At 65.3% G+C, this 19610-nt stretch carries 16 protein-coding genes; 12 read left to right on the plus strand and 4 right to left on the minus strand.

Annotation, left to right across the window (positions count from 1 at the left end):
- Positions 1 to 53: 53 nt before the first annotated feature.
- A complete protein-coding gene (locus Q0743_RS19995; RefSeq protein ID WP_298243212.1) occupies positions 54 to 338 on the minus strand; it encodes a hypothetical protein in 285 nt (94 codons plus the stop codon).
- 319 nt (positions 339 to 657) lie between these two features.
- Here Q0743_RS19995 and Q0743_RS20000 point away from each other — a divergent pair, with 319 nt between their 5' ends.
- From Q0743_RS20000 to Q0743_RS20040, 9 genes are all read left to right on the plus strand, one after another.
- Complete coding sequence (locus Q0743_RS20000; RefSeq protein ID WP_298243213.1) at positions 658 to 1905, plus strand: SMP-30/gluconolactonase/LRE family protein; 1248 nt, start codon at positions 658 to 660, stop codon at positions 1903 to 1905.
- 372 nt (positions 1906 to 2277) lie between these two features.
- Positions 2278 to 3462, plus strand: a complete 1185-nt coding sequence (locus Q0743_RS20005; RefSeq protein WP_298243214.1) for a hypothetical protein — start codon at positions 2278 to 2280, stop codon at positions 3460 to 3462.
- Between the two features lie 123 nt (positions 3463 to 3585).
- Positions 3586 to 4686, plus strand: coding sequence for an FAD-binding oxidoreductase (locus Q0743_RS20010; protein WP_298243215.1), 1101 nt, complete (start codon positions 3586 to 3588; stop codon positions 4684 to 4686).
- Between the two features lie 425 nt (positions 4687 to 5111).
- Positions 5112 to 5987 carry a branched-chain amino acid ABC transporter permease gene (locus Q0743_RS20015; protein WP_094891093.1) on the plus strand — a complete coding sequence of 292 codons (876 nt, stop codon included), beginning with the start codon at positions 5112 to 5114 and terminating at the stop codon, positions 5985 to 5987.
- Between the two features lies 1 nt (position 5988).
- On the plus strand, positions 5989 to 6915 hold the full coding sequence (locus tag Q0743_RS20020) for a branched-chain amino acid ABC transporter permease (protein WP_298243216.1): 927 nt from the start codon (positions 5989 to 5991) through the stop codon (positions 6913 to 6915).
- Positions 6915 to 8396, plus strand: coding sequence for an ATP-binding cassette domain-containing protein (locus Q0743_RS20025; protein WP_298243217.1), 1482 nt, complete (start codon positions 6915 to 6917; stop codon positions 8394 to 8396). The genes Q0743_RS20020 and Q0743_RS20025 overlap by 1 nt, the downstream gene beginning before the upstream one ends.
- Before the next feature lie 38 nt (positions 8397 to 8434).
- The gene (locus Q0743_RS20030; RefSeq protein WP_298243218.1) at positions 8435 to 9670 is read left to right on the plus strand and encodes an ABC transporter substrate-binding protein; all 1236 of its coding nucleotides are present in this window, start codon (positions 8435 to 8437) and stop codon (positions 9668 to 9670) included.
- A gap of 153 nt (positions 9671 to 9823) precedes the next feature.
- Positions 9824 to 12334: an excinuclease ABC subunit UvrA gene (uvrA, locus tag Q0743_RS20035; protein WP_298243219.1), complete on the plus strand. Its 2511-nt coding sequence runs from the start codon at positions 9824 to 9826 to the stop codon at positions 12332 to 12334.
- Positions 12335 to 12491: 157 nt separating this feature from the next.
- Complete coding sequence (locus Q0743_RS20040) at positions 12492 to 13802, plus strand: ABC transporter substrate-binding protein (protein WP_298243220.1); 1311 nt, start codon at positions 12492 to 12494, stop codon at positions 13800 to 13802.
- 181 nt (positions 13803 to 13983) lie between these two features.
- Here the strand turns inward: Q0743_RS20040 and Q0743_RS20045 are convergent, their stop codons facing one another.
- The 3 genes from Q0743_RS20045 to Q0743_RS20055 form a co-directional block, all read right to left on the minus strand.
- Positions 13984 to 15153, minus strand: a complete 1170-nt coding sequence (locus Q0743_RS20045) for a Gfo/Idh/MocA family oxidoreductase (RefSeq protein ID WP_298243221.1) — start codon at positions 15151 to 15153, stop codon at positions 13984 to 13986.
- Positions 15154 to 15197: 44 nt separating this feature from the next.
- The gene (locus Q0743_RS20050; RefSeq protein WP_298243222.1) at positions 15198 to 15512 is read right to left on the minus strand and encodes a septal ring lytic transglycosylase RlpA family protein; all 315 of its coding nucleotides are present in this window, start codon (positions 15510 to 15512) and stop codon (positions 15198 to 15200) included.
- Between the two features lie 243 nt (positions 15513 to 15755).
- Positions 15756 to 16202, minus strand: a complete 447-nt coding sequence (locus Q0743_RS20055; protein WP_298243223.1) for a hypothetical protein — start codon at positions 16200 to 16202, stop codon at positions 15756 to 15758.
- Between the two features lie 333 nt (positions 16203 to 16535).
- Here Q0743_RS20055 and glgC point away from each other — a divergent pair, with 333 nt between their 5' ends.
- The 3 genes from glgC to Q0743_RS20070 are packed head-to-tail and all read left to right on the plus strand — an operon-like array spanning position 16536 to position 19547.
- Entirely contained in the window at positions 16536 to 17798 is a 1263-nt protein-coding gene (gene glgC / locus Q0743_RS20060; RefSeq protein WP_298243224.1) for a glucose-1-phosphate adenylyltransferase, read from the plus strand.
- Complete coding sequence (gene glgA, locus Q0743_RS20065; protein WP_298243225.1) at positions 17795 to 19249, plus strand: glycogen synthase GlgA; 1455 nt, start codon at positions 17795 to 17797, stop codon at positions 19247 to 19249. Before glgC ends, glgA begins: the two co-directional genes overlap by 4 nt.
- A gap of 37 nt (positions 19250 to 19286) precedes the next feature.
- Positions 19287 to 19547 (plus strand): SemiSWEET transporter, encoded by a 261-nt coding sequence (locus tag Q0743_RS20070; protein ID WP_018640800.1) that lies wholly within the window; start codon positions 19287 to 19289, stop codon positions 19545 to 19547.
- Positions 19548 to 19610: the final 63 nt, after the last annotated feature.

Here is a 19610-nt window from a genome sequence, read left to right on the forward strand (position 1 = left end):
CTCTCGGTTCACAGGCAGAACGTGGGCACGGCGCAAGTGCGCCTTTGCCCACCCTAGGAAGCTACTGCGACCTTCACCTGGCCTGCGCGGCGGGCGCGGGCCCTGGTCTCCCAGCGGTTCAGCATCTGGCCGAGCTCGCCATTGACGACCGGCACCGCCGTGATGGCGCTCGCGATCTCATTGGTGTTGGCGGCGCTGGCGGGCTGCCAATCCGGCTCGGCATATTCGCGCCAGCGGCGGGCTTCGGCGCGTCGTTTGCTGGAGATGTAGTCGCGCGTGAAATAGCCGGCCGCGAACGCGATCCCCAGCAACACGATCAATACGATGACGCCGCCCACGTTCAACTCCGTTCATTGCCCCGAACGGTTTGTGCGTGGCAATCGGCGCGAAATCATGGCTCGAACGGGGCGGAATGCGTCGCATGCCGCGCTTTGCCGCACGCATTTTTTTTGCACGCGCGAACATTTCGAGGAGTTCTCGATCTCACATCCAGGCTTCGACACAGGGTCCTCGCGAGCGCATTCGAATATGACGACATTGCGACCTGCGGTCGCTCATTGCTTTCGATTCAACCCCTCGCAACCGGCCGCGGACCGCATTAACCTCCGCCCCGCTCGGCCGGATCAACCGGCCAGCGAACATCATTGGGAGGACGCGATGACACGCCAAGAGGCTCGTGACGACGCGGCTCGTGACCACGAGCCGCGCGAGCAGGATGCTGCGCTTTCACGACGAACACTTGTGCGGGGGCTTGCGCTCGGCGCCGCGGCGACCGTCGCCGGCCCCGCGCTGGCCCAGACCGGACCCGCCGCACCACCGACCACCATCACAACGCCGCCGCGCGATTTCGGCCCGCACGGCGCGCCGACCACCTATTTCTGGGACCCCGACATCCTCGCGGTCGATCCGTCCTTCAACGATCTCGCGCAGCCCAACACCGCGATCAAGCGTCTCTACACCGGCGTGCTGTGGGCCGAGGGTCCGGCATGGAGCGCGCAAGGACGATATCTGCTGTGGAGCGACATTCCCAACAACCGGCAGATGCGCTGGAGCGAGGACGACGGCCGCGTCAGCGTGTTTCGCACGCCGTCCAACAATTCGAACGGCAACTCGTTCGACTTCCAGGGCCGCCAGCTCTCCTGCGAGCATCTGACCCGCCGGGTGACGCGCTACGAGCATGACGGCACAGCCACCGTGCTCTGCGACAATTACAACGGCAAGAAGCTGAACTCGCCGAACGACGTCGTCGCGCATCCCGACGGCAGCTACTGGTTCACCGATCCGCCCTATGGCGGCCAGCTCTACGAAGGCGAGCCGGATGCGGCGGGCGGCCCGAGCAATCCGGGCGGCAAGCTCAATCCGCGGATCGGACAGCCCGCCGGCTTCATGCCGGGCAAGCGCGAGCTGCCGACCAATTGCTATCGCATCGACCCCTCGGGGCGCATCGACCTCGTCGTCACCGAGGAGCAGGTGCCCGATCCGAACGGCCTCTGCTTCTCGCCGGACTACAAGAAGCTCTACGTTGCCTCCACCGGCAAGGGACCGGGCGACACCGGCCCCGGCGGCAAGGGCGAGATCTTCGTGTTCGACGTCGGCAGCGACAACAAGCTGTCCAACGTCAAGAAGTTCAGCGATTGCGTGGTGGACGGCGTGAAGTGCGGACCCGACGGCCTGCGTTGCGACGTCAACGGCAATGTCTGGGCGTCCAGCAATGCCGGCCGCGCCGTGGGCTACAACGGCGTGACGGTGTGGTCGCCGGAGGGCAAGCTGCTCGGCCGCATCCGCCTGCCGGAGGTGTGCGGCAACATCACCTTCGGCGGCCCCAAGCGCAACCGCCTGTTCATGGCCGCGAGCCAGTCGCTCTACGCGGTATTCACGGCAACGCAAGGCGCCGGGCCAGGCTGAGCGCGGGCCCGCTGCAGGCTTGCACCACTCTTGTAGGGTGGGCAAAGCGAAGCGTGCCCACGATCTCCTTAATTCGGAACGAGATCGTGGGCACGGCGCTTTGCGCCTTTGCCCACCCTACGGCACTGCTTTCTGCCGCACGATCTGCTGATCGATCGCGGCAAACACCTCTGCGCGTGTGCCTTTCATGACAGCTTGACCTCGCGGTCGGGCTCGCGCTGACGTGGTTCCCCCGGCCGCAATCAAGCTGCATCGCGGGCCAATCTCCGCCATCAAGCCAAAGATGATGCGTGATGCGGCGAAGCCGCAGCGCGGTGCGCGGGCATGATGCTTGGTGCGATCCGCGCCCGACATGGATGGGGAGCCTTCGCGATGCGCCATATGCCAAACGACACCATCATCGTCAGCGTCGGGAGCGAGGAACTCGTGATCGCGTTCGGGGACCCCGGTCTGCCGGTCGACGGCCGCGGCGGCAACGACGTCATGATCGCAACGGTCGACGGCGGGCCCAGCAGCCTGCTGTTTGTCGGTGACGAATCGACCCTGAACGGCCGATCGCATGGCGGCAACGACCTTCTGGTCGCGACGGTCGAGGGCCGCTTGCCCTATGTGTCCCTGGACGGCGACGCGCAGATCATGTCCGATCAGGCCCATGGTGGCAACGACGTGCTGCATGTCGAGGCCTCGAACGCGACCTTCGCGAACGTCTATCTCTCCGGCGACGCCGAACTCGCCATGACCGGGAATGCCAAAGGCGGCAACGATCTCATCACCGCAGAGATGGGCGACAGATCGTATGGTGCGTTCAGCGGCGATTCCGGATCGCTGATGAGCGGCAACGCCCAAGGCGGCCACGACATCGTCAGCGTGATGCAGACCGGCGCCTCCGGCAACGCGTCGATCTCAGGCGATGCCTTTGTGTCCATGATCGGCGATGCACGCGGCGGCAACGACATTCTCATCTATACGGTCGGCGCCGATGCGCAGTCCGGCAGCGCATCGGTCTTCGGCGATGCCAGCGACATGAACGACAATGCCCGTGGTGGGAATGACATCCTGATCGCAGCCGTAGACGGCAATCCCGATTCGACCTCCATCGTGCTCGTCGGCGATGCCTCGCAGATGACCGGCAACGCCCGGGGCGGCAACGATATCCTCTACGGCAGCGATCGCGGCGATCTTCTCTATGGCGATGCACGGGCCTACAATCCGTTCATAGGCGGCGCCATCACCGGCGGCCGCGACATCCTCAATGGCGGCGGCGGCAACGATCAGCTCTGGGGCGGACCGAACAACGACCTGTTCGTGTTCGGCGCCGGCTCGGGCCAGGACGTGGTCAGCGATTTCAACCAAGGCAACAAGGCCGGCGGCAGCACGGCGCCGGAGCATGACGTGATCGACGTCCACGCGTACGGCTTTGCGGGCTGGGCCGATCTGAAGAGCCTGATCAGCGACGATAGCGCCGGCAATGCGGTGATCCAACTAACGGCCAGTGACAGCATCACGCTGGACGGTATCCATGCCGCCGACCTCCACGCCAGGGATTTCATCGTCTGAGACGCGCGAGACCAGGATGGATCGGCATCGCGCGGTCGGTTATCGTTCGCACATGATCTCAGCGCTTGTCGCGAGGGCTCCCCTCTCGCTACGTTTCGAGATCATGCTGTGGGGACAGAAACCATGCGCGTTGTGATCTGCGGCGGCGGCGTGATCGGGGCCTGCACCGCCCTGTTCCTTGCCCGCCGCGGCATCGAGGTCATCGTCGTCGAACGGACCGAGGTGGCGGCGGCCGCCTCGGGCAAGGCCGGCGGCTTTCTCGCGCGCGACTGGTGCGCCGGCACACCGCTCGATGCGCTGGCGCGGCGCAGCTTCGCGCTTCACGCGCAACTGGCCGGCGATATCCCAGGCGATTGGGGCTATCGCCCCATGACCGTCTATAGCGGCTTCGTTGCACCCGATGGCGATGCACGGCAGGCCCTGCCCTCCAAACTTCGCTGGCTCGCCGACGGTGTCGTCATCGCGCAACGCATCGGCACACACGAGACGACTGCAATCGTCCATCCCCGCAAGTTCACCTCATCCGTGATGGATGCTGCGCTTGCGCTGGGTGCGCAGCTTCGTCGCGGCCGCATTACGGCCATCCCGCGCGCTGCGGACGGCGCTACGGCGCGCGGCGTTGAGGTCGAAGGCAGTGTCATCGAGGCGGACGCAGTCGTGATCGCGATGGGCCCATGGTCGCTGCTCGCGGCGCAATGGGCGAGCCTGCCCGCGGTCTATGGCCAGCGCAGCCCGAGCATCGTGTACGACACCGGCACCGATGTGCCGGCCGATGCGCTGTTCCTGGAGCATGAAGACAACGGCAACGCCGTGTCGATCGAAGTCTTCCCGCGGGCCGACGGCAGCACGCATGTCACCGCGCTCTCCGACATCGCGCCGCTGCCGCTCGATCCCGCCGCCGTGACGCCCGACGAGGACGCGATCGTCCGCCTGCAGGCGATGAGCGAGCGGCTGTCGTCGCTGTTCGACCCTGCGAGGATCATCGCGCGGCAGGCCTGCTTCCGTCCGGTGACGCAAGACGGCCTGCCGCTGATCGGCAAGGTGTCGCAGAGCGAGGGCCTCTATGTTGCGACCGGACACAATGTCTGGGGCATTCTCAACGCGCCCGCGACCGGCGAAGCACTGGCACAGCTGATCGCCGATGGCGCGGCGCAGATCGACCTCTCACCGTTCGATCCGGCACGGCTCGCCCCGCTCGACCCATCCCTGCTGCAGACGCGCTGATCCCGGCGGATGCGTTCACGTCGCGCACGCGCATGGGCACAGCTGAAATCTGCATGACTGCCCTGCTCTCTATTTGCGCAGCGCTAGACTTTAGTTCGCGTCTCACAATCATGAATGCAGTTTCACTTGCCGAGAATGTCTCGGCCGGTATAGTCGCGACATAATGGCTCACAAGAGGCCTGTTCAAAGGGAGACAACACCATGAAGAAAAGACTCTCTGTTGCATTGCGAATTCGCTCGACGCCGCCGTGATCGGCGCGCCGGAGGACGTCGTCAGGACTGACGTCAGTCTCCCGAGCTCTCCACCAAGCCTACCCGCGAACTGATCGGAACCCATCCGGGCCTCGCCCGGAAGCGTTTCCGCATGGCGGGCGCACAGCAGCTTTTCCTCCAAGCGGCAGCCGGACTGCCCGGCCAAATCATCAATGCGAGTCTTCCAGATCCTGATCGATGGCTTTGCCATCAGTGCTCTCTACGCTCTCGGTGCCACCGGCTTTACCCTGATCTTCGGCGTCTCGGGCGTGCTCAACCTCTCCCACGGCGCCATCATGGTCGCGGCGGCGGTGGCGGCCTGGGCCGCGGCCAGCGTGCTCAATGTCGGCACCTATGCCGGCGCGCTGATCGGCGTCGGCGTCGCACTCCTCACCGCGTTCGCCACCTATTTCGCGGTGGTGAAGCCGATCCAGGATTCACGCCGCATTCCCAATGAGGAGAAGGAGATCTTCGTCCTCACGGGCACGCTGCTCTGGGGCATCATGATCCAGGAGCTGATCGCCTATTTCTTCACCAACAACGCCAAGACCGTGCTGCCGATCGTCGAGGGCGTGGTCGAGATCCTCGGCGTGCGCACGCCGAAGAACGAGATCTTCACCGCCATCGTGTGCTGCCTCGTCATCGCGCTGCTGTGGCTGCTGGTGAACCGCACTCGCACCGGCAAGGCGGTGCTCGCGGCCTCGATGAACCCGCGCGGCGTCACGCTGCTGGGGCTCGAGCTCACCAACATCTACATCGTGGTGTGGGCGATCTACGGCATCCTCGCCGGCATCGCCGGCGTGCTGCTCGGCATGTTCCTCGGCGTCAGCTCCTACAGCGTGGGCCCGTTGACGGCGAGCGCGTTCTCGATCGTCGTGCTCGGCGGCCTCGGCAGCGTTTCCGGCTCGCTGATCGCCGCCTTCGTGGTGGGCTATCTCGAGACGCTGACGGCCTACCTCGTCTCGCCGGCCTATCGAACCATCCCGGCGCTGCTGCTGCTCGTGTTCGTGATGTACATCCGGCCCCAGGGCCTGTTGGGGAGGCGCTGAGATGTCGAACTTCTTCACCACGCGCCTGTTCTTCGTCTCGCTCGCCCTCGTCGTCATCGCGGCGACGCTGCCGCTCTACGTCTCCGGCTACGTGCTCGGGCTGCTCACCGTCGCTTTCTATTTCGGCGTGTTCGCGATGGCCTGGGACCTGCTGTTCGGCTTCGCGGGCGAAGTCAATTTCGGCCCGACCTTCCTGATCGGCGTCGGAGCCTATACCGCCGGCATCCTCAATGCCCAGTTCGGCTGGTCGGTTTACCCTTGCATCGTGCTCGGGGCGCTCGCCTCGGTCATCGCCGGCCTCGTGCTGGCGCTGCCGGCGCTCAGGGTGCGCGGACCTTATTTCGGCCTGACCACGCTGGTCGCGGTCCTGATGCTGCAGAACTTCATCGTGGTGTTCGCCGATCTCACCGGCGGCGAGATCGGGCTCACCATCCCCGACGTCATCAGCATCAATGCCGGCACCAATTACTGGATCGCACTCGGCTTCATGACGATCTCGGCGGCCATCCTCTACGGTCTGTCGCAATCGCCGATCGGGCTCGTCCTGCAGGCCAGCGGCCAGGACCCGGTGCAGGCCGGCGCGCTCGGCTTCAACATCGTCAAGCACAAGCTCGCCGCCTTCATCGTCTCCGCGTTCTTCTCGGGACTGTCGGGCGCGCTGCTGGTGTTCTATTTCGGCACCGCCTCGGTCGGCACGGTCGTCGACGTCGCGGTCGGCGTCAACGTGATCGTCTCGGCCGTGCTCGGCGGCCGGCGCACCGTGCTCGGGGCTGCGCTCGGCGCGATCTTCCTGATCGTCGCCGGCGAATTCCTGCGCCCCACCGGCGAGCTCGCCACCTTCATCGTCTCGGCGGTGGCGCTGCTGGTGGTGCTGTTCTTCCCCGGCGGCTTCCTCGGGGCGGCCCTCTCGCGTGAGGCGCGCTCGTGATGGATATGAGGCTTTCAAACCGGGCCGTGCTCGAAGTCCGCGGGCTGACCAAGCGCTTCGGCGGCCTGACCGCGGTGAAGAACCTCGGCTTCGAGGTCAACAGCGGCGAGATCTTCGGCCTGATCGGGCCGAACGGCTCGGGCAAATCGACCGCGATGAAGAGCGTGATGGGGATCGAACGCCCCACCGCGGGCGAGGTGATCTTCGAGGGCGAGAACGTCGCTGGCCTCCCAGCGCACAAGATCGCGCGCAAAGGCTTCGGCATGGTGTTCCAGCACTCGCGGCCGCTGAACCGGCAGACGGTGCTGGAGAATATCCTGGTCGCGCTGCTGCCGGACAGCCTGTTCATGCTATTCCCGGACAAGGCGCTGGTCGAGCGCGCCAAATGGATCGCCGACCGCGTCGGACTCGGCAACGTCATGCACCGCCGCCCGCCGACGCTGCCCTTCGCCGATCTGCGCCGGCTCGAACTCGCCAAGGCCATCGCGCGTGATCCCAAGGTCGTGCTGGTGGACGAGCCTTTTGCCGGCCTGACCCGTGCCGAGGTCGACATCTTCTCCGACCTGATCCGCAGCTTCCGCGACGAGGGCCGCGCGGTGATGCTGGTCGACCACAACGTCAAGAGCGTCGCGGCCCTCGTCGACCGCGTGCTCGCGATGTATCTCGGCGAGGAGATCGTCACCGGCAAGGCCGACGAGGTCATGCGAAACGAGACCGTGCGCCGGGTCTATCTCGGCGGCGCGATCGAGACCCATGCGCGGCCCGAGACCAGCTTCAAGGACCGGGCGCCGCTGCTCCAGGTCGAGAATGTCAGCGTGTTCTACGGCAAGGCGCAGGCGCTGGAGAACGTCTCGATCCACGTCCACGAGGGCGAGTTCGTCTCGGTGGTCGGCCTCAACGGCGCCGGCAAGACCACGCTGTTCAACACCATCTCCGGCTTCCTGCCCTATGGCGGCGAGATCGTGCGCGGCGGCGACAAGCTGCGTGGCACCAGCCCTGCGAAGATCGCCCGCAGTGGCCTGGTGCAATGCCCTGAGTCGCGCGAGCTGTTCGGCGAGATGAGCGTGCGGGAGAACCTCGATCTCGGCGGACAGCATCTTCCCGACGACAAGCGCGCCGCGCAGCTCGCCTGGCTGTTCGAGCTGTTCCCGATCCTCAGGGAGCGCCAGGGCCAGATGGCGCAGACGCTTTCCGGCGGCGAGCAGCAGATGCTGGCGATCGGCCGCGCACTGATGATGCAGCCGCAAATCCTGATCCTGGACGAGCCGACCCTGGGGCTTGCGCCCGTCATCCTCGAGCAATTGTCCAAGGCGCTGACCAAGCTGCGGGAGACGACCGCCATCACGGTGCTGCTCGGCGAGCAGAACGTCACCTTCGCGCTGCCGCATGCCGACCGCGTCTACGTGCTCGAACACGCCCGGATCGTCTGGGAGGGCGATCCCGGCCGCTTCGCCAGCGAGGCCGGCGCCGATTTTCTTTGAGTCCTCAACATCAACAAGAAATGGAAAGGGAAACGACCATGAGACCATCGATCCTCAGCAGCAGCTTCCTCGCGTCTGCGCTCGCGCTGTGCCTCGCCGCGCCCGCCTATGCCCAGTCGAAAGACCCGATCAAGATCGGCGTCATCGCCGAGGTGCAGTCGATCGCAGGCGCGGCGACGCCGGGCGGCGCGCAGATCGCCGCCGACGAGATCAACGCCAAGGGCGGCATTCTCGGCCGCAAGGTCGAGATCGTCACCTATGACAACAAGAGCTCGTCGGCCGATTCCGTGCGCGCCTTCCAGCGCGCGGTGAGCGAGGACAAGGTCTCCGCGGTGATCGCGAGCTACATCTCCGAGGTCGTGCTGGCGCTGGAGCCCTGGGCGGCACGCTTGAAGATGCCGCTGATCACGCCCGGCGCGGCGTCGAACGAGATCACCAAGGCGATCCACAACGACTATGAGAAGAACAAGTACACCTTCCACGGCTATCTGACCTCGGCCGCGCAGGCCCAGCTCGTCTGCGATGCCGCCAAGGATCTCCTCGTCGACAAGCTCAAGTTCAAGACCGTCGCGATCATGAGCGAGGACGCCGCCTGGACCAAGCCGCTCGACGTCGGCTACGAGGCCTGCCTGCCCAAGGCCGGGCTGAAGGTCGTCGAGCACGTGCGCTTCTCGCCGGATACCACCGACTTCACGCCGATCTTCAACAACATCGAGAGCAAGAAGCCCGACGTGATCGTGACAGGCATCTCCCATGTCGGCGTGCAGCCGACGGTGCAGTGGAAGAACCAGCAGGTGCCGATCCCGATGTTCGGCATCTCCGCGCAGGCGCTGAGCCCGACCTTCTGGAAGGACACCAATGGCGCCGCCGACGGCATCCCCTCGCTGGCCGTCGCAACGCCCGACGTCGCGGTGACCGCGAAGACAAAACCGTTCGCAGCCGCCTTCAAGGCGAAGTTCGGCCAGCCGCCGGCCTATACCGGCTATACCGCCTATGACGAGGTCTACATGATCACCGACGCGATCACGCGCGCCGGCTCGACCGATCCCGACAAGATGGTCACCGAGCTCGAGAAGACCGACTACGAGGGCACCATCGGCAAGATCCAGTTCTACGGCAAGAACGACGAGTTCACCCACGGCATCAAGTCCGGTCCGGGCACCGTGACCGGTCTCGTCTTCCAGTGGCAGGACCAGAAGCAGGTCGTGGTCTGGCCGGAGAAGATCGCGGAAGGCAAATTGAAGTTTCCGAACTTCGTGAAGCTGTCGCAGTAAGCGGCCTGCACTCGGAGACATCGACCATGCAAGGCCCGTCGCGATGTCAGCGGCGGGCCTTGCTGCTTTGTGCAGAACGGAACCGGCGCACTGGCCTTGGAGGACCCATCCTGCGATCTTGCCGTTACCCCCACTTCGGGGCGGAGGCGCGAGATGGACGATCGAGCAAGACAGACCGGGATGCCGACGCAGGACGACGGCTTCGTCCACGTCAGGGGTGCGCGCGAGCACAATCTTGGGAATGTCGACGTTCGCATTCCGCGCAACGCCCTTGTCGTGTTCACGGGCGTCTCGGGCTCGGGCAAATCCTCGCTCGCCTTCGGCACGATCTATGCCGAGGCGCAGCGGCGCTATCTGGAATCGGTGTCACCTTATGCGCGCCGGCTGTTTCACCAGATGCAGATCCCTGAAGTGGACGACATCGAGGGCCTGCCGCCTGCGGTGGCGCTGCAACAGCAGCGCGGCGCGCCGACGACGCGGTCATCGGTCGGCAGCGTCACCACCATCTCGAACCTGCTGCGGATGCTCTATTCCCGCGCTGGCGATTATCCGCGGGGACAGCCGATGCTCTATGCGGAGGCGTTCTCGCCGAACACGCCGGAGGGCGCCTGCCCGACCTGCCACGGCATCGGCCGGATGCTCGACGTCACCGAGAAATCGATGGTGCCCGACGACACCAAGACGATCCGCGAACGCGCCGTCGCGGCCTGGCCCAGCGCCTGGCAGGGCCAGAACCTGCGCGATATCCTGACGACGCTCGGCTACGACGTCGACCGGCCCTGGCGCGAGCTGCCGAAGAAGGACCGCGACTGGATCCTGTTCACCGAGGAGCAGCCGACCGTTCCCGTCTATGCCGGCTACGATGCCGCCGAGGTCAAGCGGGCCCTGCGCCGCAAGGAGGAGCCGAGCTATCAGGGCACCTTCACCGGCGCCAAGCGCTACGTGATGCAGACCTACGCCAAGTCCGAAAGCGCGATGATGAAGCGTCGCGTCGCGCAATTCATGATCACGCAGGACTGCCCGACCTGCCACGGCACGAGGCTGAAGCCCGAAGCGCTCAAGGTGAAGTTCGCGAGCCTCAACATCGCCGAGATGTCGCATCTGCCGCTGAAGGAGATGCACGAGGTAATCAAGCCATTTGCGGGAACTTCAACGGACAAGTCGGAGAAAGCCGTCGTCGCCCGGCGCATCTGCGAGGATCTGTCGGCGCGCCTCGCCGTGCTGCTCGACCTTGGCCTCGGCTATCTCGCCTGCGAGCGCTCTACGCCGACGCTGTCGCCGGGCGAGTTGCAGCGGCTGCGGCTGGCGACGCAGGTCCGCTCCAACCTGTTCGGCGTCGTCTACGTGCTCGACGAACCCTCCGCGGGCCTGCACCCCGCCGACACCGAGGCGCTGCTGCGCGCGCTGGACCGGCTGAAGCACGCCGGCAATTCGATCTTCGTGGTCGAGCACGAGATCGAGGTGATCAGGCATGCCGACTGGCTGGTGGATGTCGGCCCCGACGCCGGCGACGGCGGCGGGCTCATTCTTTACAGCGGGCCGCCGGCAGGGCTCGGCGGGATCGCGCAGTCACGCACCGCGCAATATCTCGCGCATCCCCGCAAGAAGCTGCCGGCGGAGCGCCGCGAGCCGAAGGGACATCTGAAGCTGAGGGGCGTGACCCGCAATAATCTGCGCGGCCTCGACGTCGACATTCCGCTCGGTGTGATCGCGGGCATCACCGGCGTGTCGGGCTCCGGCAAATCGAGCCTGATCAGCCAATTCCTCGTCGACACCGTGGCCGCGCATCTCGGCCATACGCTTGCCACCGACACCGACGACGACAGCCTCGCCCCGACGGTCGAAACGCTGGGCGGCAAGATCGTTGCCGGCCTCGACCACATCAACCGCCTCGTCGTCGTCGACCAGAAGCCGATCGGCCGCACACCGCGCTCCAACCTTGCGACCTATACCGGCCTGTTCGATCAAGTGCGAAAATTGTTCGCGGCAACGCCGCAGGCCAAGTCACGGCGCTACGACGCGGGGCGCTTTTCCTTCAACGTCGCCAAGGGCCGCTGCGCGACCTGCGAGGGCGAGGGCTTCGTCTGCGTCGAACTGCTGTTCCTGCCCAGCGTCTATGCGCCCTGCCCGACCTGCAAGGGCGCGCGCTACAACGACAAGACGCTCGAGGTGAAGATCAACGGCAAATCCATCGCCGACGTGCTGGCGATGCGCGTCGACGAGGCCTTCGCGTTCTTCCGTGACGATTCCGCGCTGAACCGGGCGCTGTCGGTCGTGCGCGAGGTCGGGCTCGGCTATATCCGCCTCGGCCAGTCCGCCACCGAATTGTCCGGCGGCGAAGCCCAGCGCATCAAGCTGGCGACCGAGCTGATGCGTCCGCAACGCGGCCATACGCTCTATGTGCTGGACGAGCCGACCACCGGCCTTCATCCGCGCGACGTCGAGCGGCTGATCGCACAGCTCGAGCGGATCGTGGACGCCGGCAACAGCGTGATCGTGGTCGAGCACGACATGGACGTCGTGGCGCACAGCGACTGGATCATCGATCTCGGGCCCGGGGCCGGTGACGAGGGCGGCCGTGTGGTCGCGGCGGGAACGCCCGAGCGGGTCGCCAAGGCCGGCGGCAAGACGGCGCCTTATCTGGCGCGGCGATTGGCACAGTAGCGCGCGATCCAGCTGGGCCGCGCCGTCATTTCGCAATTGCGTCAGCGCCGTCGAAGACAGACCTCGACTTTCGCGATGTTGACTTTCCGCGATCCCCCTCCCCATACTTCGCAAAAAAATAACAACCAATCATAAGACGGTTTTGAGGGAGGATAGGATGCCGACTTCACGCAGGCAGCTGCTGAAGGGTACGGCGGCTGCCGCCGCCACGCTCAGCCTCGATTGGACCAGGGCCCAGGCGCAGGCCGAGAATTTGCGCATCGGCCTGATTTACGATCTCACCGGCCCGTTCGCCGCCGGCGGCTCGGTCGCCTCCTCGGTCGGGGCGCAGATCGCCATCGATCTCGTCAACGAGAAGGGCGGCATCGGCGGCAAGACCAAGATCGTGCCTGTTGCCGCGGACTCCCAGAGCAAGGCCGACGTTGCCATCAACGAGGCCGAACGGCTGATCAGCCAGGAAAAGATCGACATCATCAACGGCGTCTATTCCAGCGCGCATGCCGTGCCGATGGCCGCCAAGGTCGAGCAGCAGAAGAAGATCCTCTGGATCACGACCGCGGTCTCCACCGCCGTGTTCAAGGACAAGAATCTGCAATATGTGTTTCGCGCGCAGATCCATTCCGACCAATACGGCCAGGCCTTCGCCGGCTTCCTCGCCGAGCATGCGAAAGCCAAGCTCGGCATGGATCCCAAAGAGGTCAAGGTCGCGCTGATCCACGAGGACGGCCCCTACGGCGTCGGCGTCGCCGCGGCGGACGAGGCCTATGCCAAGGAGGCCGGCATTCAGGTGGTGCTGCGTGAAGGCTATTCGGCCTCGGCGCCCGACCTGTCGGTGCTCGTCACCAAGATCAAGCGCGCCAAGGCCGACGTGATCTCGCATGCCGGCTACAACCCCGACATCACCCTGTTCCTGCGCCAGGCCCGCGAGAGCGGCTTGCGCTTCAAGATGCTGTTCGGGGCAGGCGCGGGCTACAGCCAGCTCGACAAGCTGCGCGCGACGTTCGGTGCCGACATCGACAATTTCTGCAACATCGATCCGGTCCCGGCGCAACTGCTCGATCCGAAGAAGCTCGCGCCCGGCATGGGCGATCTGATCAACGCCATGGTCACGCGCTACAAGGCCAAGACCGGCGCCACCGACGTGCCGCCGCATTGCTCGATGGGCTTCAACCAGACCTGGGTGCTGCTCAACAACGTGCTGCCGGTCGCCAAGGAGAAGTACGGCAGCTTCGAGCCCGAGGCGATCCGGAAAGCGGCGCTCGACGTCGACATTCCCGCGGGCGGCACCATCCAGGGCTATGGCGTGAAATTCTTCCCGCCGGGCACGCCGCTGTCCGGCCAGAACGAACGCTCGACGCCGGTGGTGATGCAGAACGCGGGTGAGCACATCTCGGTGGTGTGGCCGACCAACATCAAGACGCAGGACCCGGTGTTTCCGCTGCCGAAGGGCTCGACCTACGGGGCGTGAGGCGGCGGCGGCGGTGCCACCCTCCCCTGGAGGGGGAGGGTCGCTACGCATGCAGGGAAGCGGAATGCGTGGCGGGGTGATCTCTCCTCTCGGGCGGTGCCCGTGTGGAGAGATCACCCCACCCCGCTCGCGCTCACGCGCGATCGACTCCCCCTCCAGGGGAGGGTAAAGAGCAGTCCCCCTACAGCACCACCCGCCGCCCCTCCTCCGCCGCCCAGTAGCCTGCGTAGTTCACCTTGATCGTCTCATAGGCCAGCGCGAGATCCGACAGCGGCTGGCGGCCTGTGGCGACGCATTCCATGAAGTCCTGGATCTCCTGCAAGTACCCCCGCGTCCATTCCTCCTCGAGGCAGACATATTGCCAGCCGGTCTTGCGATCGACTTTCTCGGTGATGTAGACGGAGGCGAGCTTCTCCTCGCTGGTCTGGTAGCTCATCAGATGATTGTTGGGCGTGATGTTGGCGAACAGCGAGCCACCTGATGTGTAGGTCTCGATCAAGTTGCGCACGCCGCCCATGATCATGTCGCCGGAGAACACGGTCGCCTTGGTGCCGTCGGAGAAGGTCGCCGTGAGCGTGCCCCAGTCCTCGACATCGACGGGATTGGCCTTGATATAGGTCCGCTCCTCGGGCTTGAGGCCGGCGGTGACGTTGCCGACATCGCAGGTGACGCTGGCGACGCGAACGGTTTCGCCGCGCGCTTTGGCCTCGACCTGCTTCAGATAGAGTACGGCCGAGAGCGGATGGCAGCCCATGCGGATCAGCGACCCGCCGCCGGTCATCGCCCATTGTGCCGCATGGGCCGCATGCGAGCCGGAATGGCTCTCCTCGCCCTTCATGAACAGGATCTTGTCCTTTGTCGCCCTGATGACCTCGGCGGTCTTGGTCACTGCTGGCGCATAGACCCAGTCCTCGGCATACATGAAGAGTTTTCCGGTGCGCTCGATCGCGGCGCGCGTCCTGTCCATCTCCTCGATCACGCGCTGGTACATCAGCGCCTTCGGCACGTGCTTGCCGATCGGCTGCGCATCTCCGTCACGGCCGAAATAGCCGGCGAACGGCTTTTCGCAGATCACATGCTTGCCGGCCTGCATGGCACCGACGATCATCTCCGCATGAAGATTGGGCGGGGTGCAGATGTCGACGACGTCGAGCTCGCCGTCGGCGATCAGATCGGCGAAGCTGCGATAGACGCGCGGGATGCCGTGATGCCGCGCGAAATCGACGACGCGATCGCCGCGCGCGGCGACCGCCGCGACCTCGACGTCCACGCCATAGACGCGCCGGAACGCGTACATATGCAGCTCCGACACGAAGCCGCAGCCGACGAGTCCCACCCTGATTTTTGCCATAGCGCCCCTCATGCTCTAAGCGGCACTATAGCGCGCACGCGGGTCTATTCCACGGAGACTCGCACCACGCCCGCACTCATCATGCCGAGCGCGCGGGCAGCCGGCACCGAGAGATCGACGATGCGGCCACGGATGAAGGGACCGCGATCATTGACACGGCATTGGATCGTCCGCCCGCTCCAGGACACCCTGAGGACGCTGCCGAACGGGCGCGTCCGATGGGCGCAGGTCAGCTCGCCGCCTTTACCGGCTTTTCCGTATCCATAGTACGACGCAAGCCCGCTTTCGGCCTGGGCGACAGAAAGGGCTGAAAGCGAAAAAGTGGCTAGGCAAAAACAAAGTGTCGTCTGCGCTCGCACGGCACCGCTCCCGGTTGGCCCTGCCCGGCGCTGCAAACGTCGACTTGTTCCCTGGAGTTCCCAAAACACTGCCGCGCAAGGCGCGGCAGTGCCATCACACATTGTTACTGTCGTGACGGATCAGACGCTGGCCGGCGCAATGGGCAGACCGGCCTGCCGGCCCGCACCATCACGCCGCGATCGTGATCACGAACGTGGCTGCGTTTGCGCAGCGATCATGCTCAAATCCAACGCGCGCAGCGCTCACCAATATCGGCGATAATAGTGACGGTGATAGACCCGGTACGGCCGGTAGTAACCGTAGCGATAGCCATAATACGGGCGATAGGGCCGATAGTAGCGCGGATACGCATAGGCCGGCCCGTAGGCATAGCCGCCGTAATAGGCGGGGGCATAACCATAGCCGTAACCGGGATAGCCATAGCCGCCATAATAGGGACCGCCGTAATAGCCGTAGCCGTAAGGCGCGCCGCTGGCGATGGCGCCGCCGATGATCGCGCCTGCGGCGAGCCCGCCGATACCCCAGCCCCATCCGCCGCCGCGCCAATGCACCTGCGTGACGTCGTCGCCGACTGCGGCTTTCATGGTCGCGACGTTGGTCGGCAGCGGGGCTGCCGCCGCCTGCTGAATTTGCCCGGCGACGACCACGCCGGCCAGCGAACAGGCAATTGCCGTTTTCCAGATTCTCATCGTCTCAACTCCTGTCTGACGTTTCGCTTGGAAAAGGATCGCAGGGTCATGATCGGGCATCCTTGCGCCAAGTCAAAGCCCGGATTTCGAAAGCCGGATTTGCGTGCGGCGCACAAGTCGCGTTCCGGCCTCTTTGCGCGACGGCCGCCGGCATGCGGCCCGCTCCATTCGAAAGCCCGGCCGGCCAAGGCAAAGCATTAAGCTTCCCGCGCGCGCAACCAACAACCGACTTCACGATTTACTATTCGTACCGTTACTATCGGTTCCAAGGGCGCGGGGGCTTCTCGCGACGAATGGTCTCGGCCTGCGCCGGGTGGGAAGTGGGAGGATGTCATGAGTGCCGTCGGTAATGAGCCGCTCGCCCGTCAGGCGCTGGCGTTCGTCCTGGCTGGCGGACGAGGCAGCCGGCTCCTGGAGCTGACTGACCGGCGCGCCAAGCCGGCGGTCTATTTCGGCGGCAAGTCCCGCATCATCGATTTCGCGCTGTCGAATGCCGTCAATTCAGGCATTCGCCGTATCGCTGTGGCGACCCAGTACAAGGCGCACAGCCTGATCCGGCATCTTCAGATGGGCTGGAACTTCTTTCGCCCCGAGCGCAACGAGAGTTTCGACATTCTTCCCGCGAGCCAGCGCGTCTCCGAGAACATGTGGTATGTCGGCACGGCGGACGCGATCTACCAGAACATCGACATCATCGAGTCGCACAACGCCCGCTTCATCGTCGTGCTGGCTGGCGACCACATCTACAAGATGGATTACGAAGTGATGCTGCGCCAGCACGTCGACAGCGGCGCCGACGTCACCGTGGGCTGCCTCGAAATGCCGCGCGCCGAATCCTCCGGTTTCGGCATCATGCATATCGACGAGAACGGCTGGATTCAGGAGTTCCTGGAGAAGCCGAAAGACCCGCCGCCGATGCCGGGCAAGCCTGACGTCTCGCTCGCCAGCATGGGCATCTACGTATTCGACTCGAAATTCCTGTTCGACCAGCTCAAGCGCGATGCCGAGGACCCGAACTCCAACCACGATTTCGGCAAGGACATCATTCCCTACATCGTGAAGAACGGCCGCGCCATCGCGCACCAGTTCTCGACCTCCTGCGTGCGCTCCAGCCAGAACAACGGCGCCTATTGGCGCGACGTCGGAACGGTGGATGCGTATTGGGCCGCCAACATCGACCTCACAGACGTAGTGCCGGAGCTCGATCTGTTCGACCGCGCATGGCCGATCTGGTCATATGCCGAGATCACGCCGCCTGCGAAATTCGTCCATGACGAGGAAAGCCGGCGCGGCCAGGCGGTGAGCTCGCTGGTCTCCGGCGGCTGCATCATCTCCGGCGCCTCGCTGCGGCGCTCGCTGCTGTTCACCGGCGTGCGCATCAACTCCTACGCCAATGTCGAGAACGCCGTGATTATGCCTTACGTCAATGTCGGCCGCGGCGCGCGCCTGAAGAACGTCGTGATCGACCGTGGCGTCGAGATCCCGGAAGGCCTCGTCGTCGGTGAGGACCCCGAATTCGACGCCAAGCGATTCCGCACCACCGAGCAGGGCATTTCGCTGATCACCCAGGCGATGCTCGACGGGCTCAATAAATGACGCCTGTTCGCGTCCTCGCCGTCGCCTCTGAAGTCTACCCCATCGTCAAGACCGGCGGCCTCGCCGATGTCGCCGGCGCGCTGCCGATTGCGCTGAAGGCGCATGGCGTCGAGATGCGCACCTTGATGCCGGGCTATCCCGACGTGATGCGGCTGGTCTCAGGGGCGGTGGAGATCCGGCACTGGCCGGATTATTTCGGCGGCCCCGGGCGGCTGCTCGCGGGCTCCCACGACGGACTCGACCTGTTCGTGCTCGACGTGCCGCATCTCTATGCGCGGCCGGGCAATCCTTACGTCACCCCCGAGAACGTCGACTGGCCCGACAACGGCCTGCGCTTCGCCGCGCTGTCGCGCGTCGCGGCCGACATCGGCCACGGTCTCGTCCCGGCCTTCGTGCCCGAAATCGTCCACGCCCATGACTGGCAGGCCGGGCTCGCGCCGGCCTATCTGCACTATGACAATCGCCCGCGGCCCGCCACCGTGATGACCATCCACAACATGGCCTATCAGGGCAAGTTCGCGCGCGAGCTGATCGGATCGATCGGCCTACCCTGGAGCGCGTTCGACGTCCACGGCCTGGAGTATTTCGGCGGCATCAGCTTCCTGAAGGCCGGCCTGCAATTCGCCGACCGCATCACCACGGTGTCGCCGACCTACGCGCAGGAAATCCAGAGCGACGAAGGCGGCATGGGGTTCGGCGGCCTGTTGCGCGAACGCGCGAGCGTGCTGAGCGGCATCCTCAACGGCATCGACACCGACGTGTGGAATCCGCAAACCGACCCGCACATCGCCTACCGCTACGGCGCCGAGGACCTCACGTTCCGGGCCGCGAACAAGGCCGTGCTGCAGCAGCAATTCAACCTCGATTCCTCGGACGAGGCGCCGCTGCTCGGCGTCATCAGCCGACTGTCGTGGCAGAAGGGGCTCGATCTCCTGCTGCAGGCCATTCCGACCATCTTGGGCGAAGGCATGCAGCTCGCGCTGCTCGGCAGCGGCGACCGCGACCTGCAGGACCGCTATCAGGCCGCCGCCCGCGCCAATCCCGGCCGGATCGGCGTCGTGATCGGCTATGACGAGATCCTGGCGCATCTGCTCCAGGCCGGATCGGACGCGCTGATCGTGCCCTCGCGCTTCGAGCCATGCGGCCTGACCCAGCTCTGCGCGCTGCGCTACGGCGCCATCCCGATCGTCTCGCGCGTCGGCGGGCTCGAGGACACCATCGTCGATATCGGCGAAGCCGTTTCCTCCGGCCGCGATGCCACCGGCTTCAAGTTCGCCCCCGTGACGGCGGACGCCCTCGCCGGCAGCTTGCGCAACGCCAACACCGCCTTCCACGACAAGCCGACCTGGCGGCGCCTGCAACGAAACGGCCTCGCGACCGACGTCTCCTGGCGCAACCGGGCCGGCGACTATGCCGCGCTGTATCGCGACGTCGTGGCGTCCCGCGCCTGAGGCATGACCGCCGTCGAATCCATGCTATAGAGCCGGCATGGATCCGTTATTGATCAAGCTGATCGGCTTTGCCGCCGCCACCTGCACCACCGTCGCCTACGCGCCGCAGGCCATCAAGGTATGGAAGACCCGCTCCACCGGCGACATCTCGCTCGGCATGTTCCTGGTCATGGTGCTGGGCCTGGCGCTCTGGCTGATCTACGGCCTGCTCTCCGGCGACGGTCCGCTGATCGCCTCGAATGCCGTCACCATGCTGCTCGCCGGCGGCATCCTGGTGATGAAGCTGCGATACGGGTGAGCTTGCGCAGATCGTAGGGCGGATTAGTCGTACTGCGTCATGGGTTTCTTCGCGTGCGTGAAG

It is taken from the genome of uncultured Bradyrhizobium sp., assembly GCF_936943645.1.
GTDB lineage: Bacteria > Pseudomonadota > Alphaproteobacteria > Rhizobiales > Xanthobacteraceae > Bradyrhizobium.

Bases quoted from the DNA above. Each gene is read 5' to 3' on its own strand.
- Q0743_RS20015 (WP_094891093.1), top strand. From the start codon at position 5,112: ATGCGAGTCTTCCAGATCCTGATCGATGGCTTTGCCATCAGTGCTCTC.
- Q0743_RS20045 (WP_298243221.1), bottom strand. From the start codon at position 15,153: ATGGCAAAAATCAGGGTGGGACTCGTCGGCTGCGGCTTCGTGTCGGAG.
- Q0743_RS20000 (WP_298243213.1), top strand. From the start codon at position 658: ATGACACGCCAAGAGGCTCGTGACGACGCGGCTCGTGACCACGAGCCG.
- Q0743_RS20020 (WP_298243216.1), top strand. From the start codon at position 5,989: ATGTCGAACTTCTTCACCACGCGCCTGTTCTTCGTCTCGCTCGCCCTC.
- Q0743_RS20070 (WP_018640800.1), top strand. From the start codon at position 19,287: ATGGATCCGTTATTGATCAAGCTGATCGGCTTTGCCGCCGCCACCTGC.
- Q0743_RS20010 (WP_298243215.1), top strand. From the start codon at position 3,586: ATGCGCGTTGTGATCTGCGGCGGCGGCGTGATCGGGGCCTGCACCGCC.
- Q0743_RS20025 (WP_298243217.1), top strand. From the start codon at position 6,915: ATGGATATGAGGCTTTCAAACCGGGCCGTGCTCGAAGTCCGCGGGCTG.
- Q0743_RS20055 (WP_298243223.1), bottom strand. From the start codon at position 16,202: ATGAGAATCTGGAAAACGGCAATTGCCTGTTCGCTGGCCGGCGTGGTC.
- Q0743_RS20005 (WP_298243214.1), top strand. From the start codon at position 2,278: ATGCGCCATATGCCAAACGACACCATCATCGTCAGCGTCGGGAGCGAG.
- Q0743_RS20030 (WP_298243218.1), top strand. From the start codon at position 8,435: ATGAGACCATCGATCCTCAGCAGCAGCTTCCTCGCGTCTGCGCTCGCG.
- glgA (WP_298243225.1), top strand. From the start codon at position 17,795: ATGACGCCTGTTCGCGTCCTCGCCGTCGCCTCTGAAGTCTACCCCATC.
- Q0743_RS20040 (WP_298243220.1), top strand. From the start codon at position 12,492: ATGCCGACTTCACGCAGGCAGCTGCTGAAGGGTACGGCGGCTGCCGCC.
- glgC (WP_298243224.1), top strand. From the start codon at position 16,536: ATGAGTGCCGTCGGTAATGAGCCGCTCGCCCGTCAGGCGCTGGCGTTC.
- uvrA (WP_298243219.1), top strand. From the start codon at position 9,824: ATGGACGATCGAGCAAGACAGACCGGGATGCCGACGCAGGACGACGGC.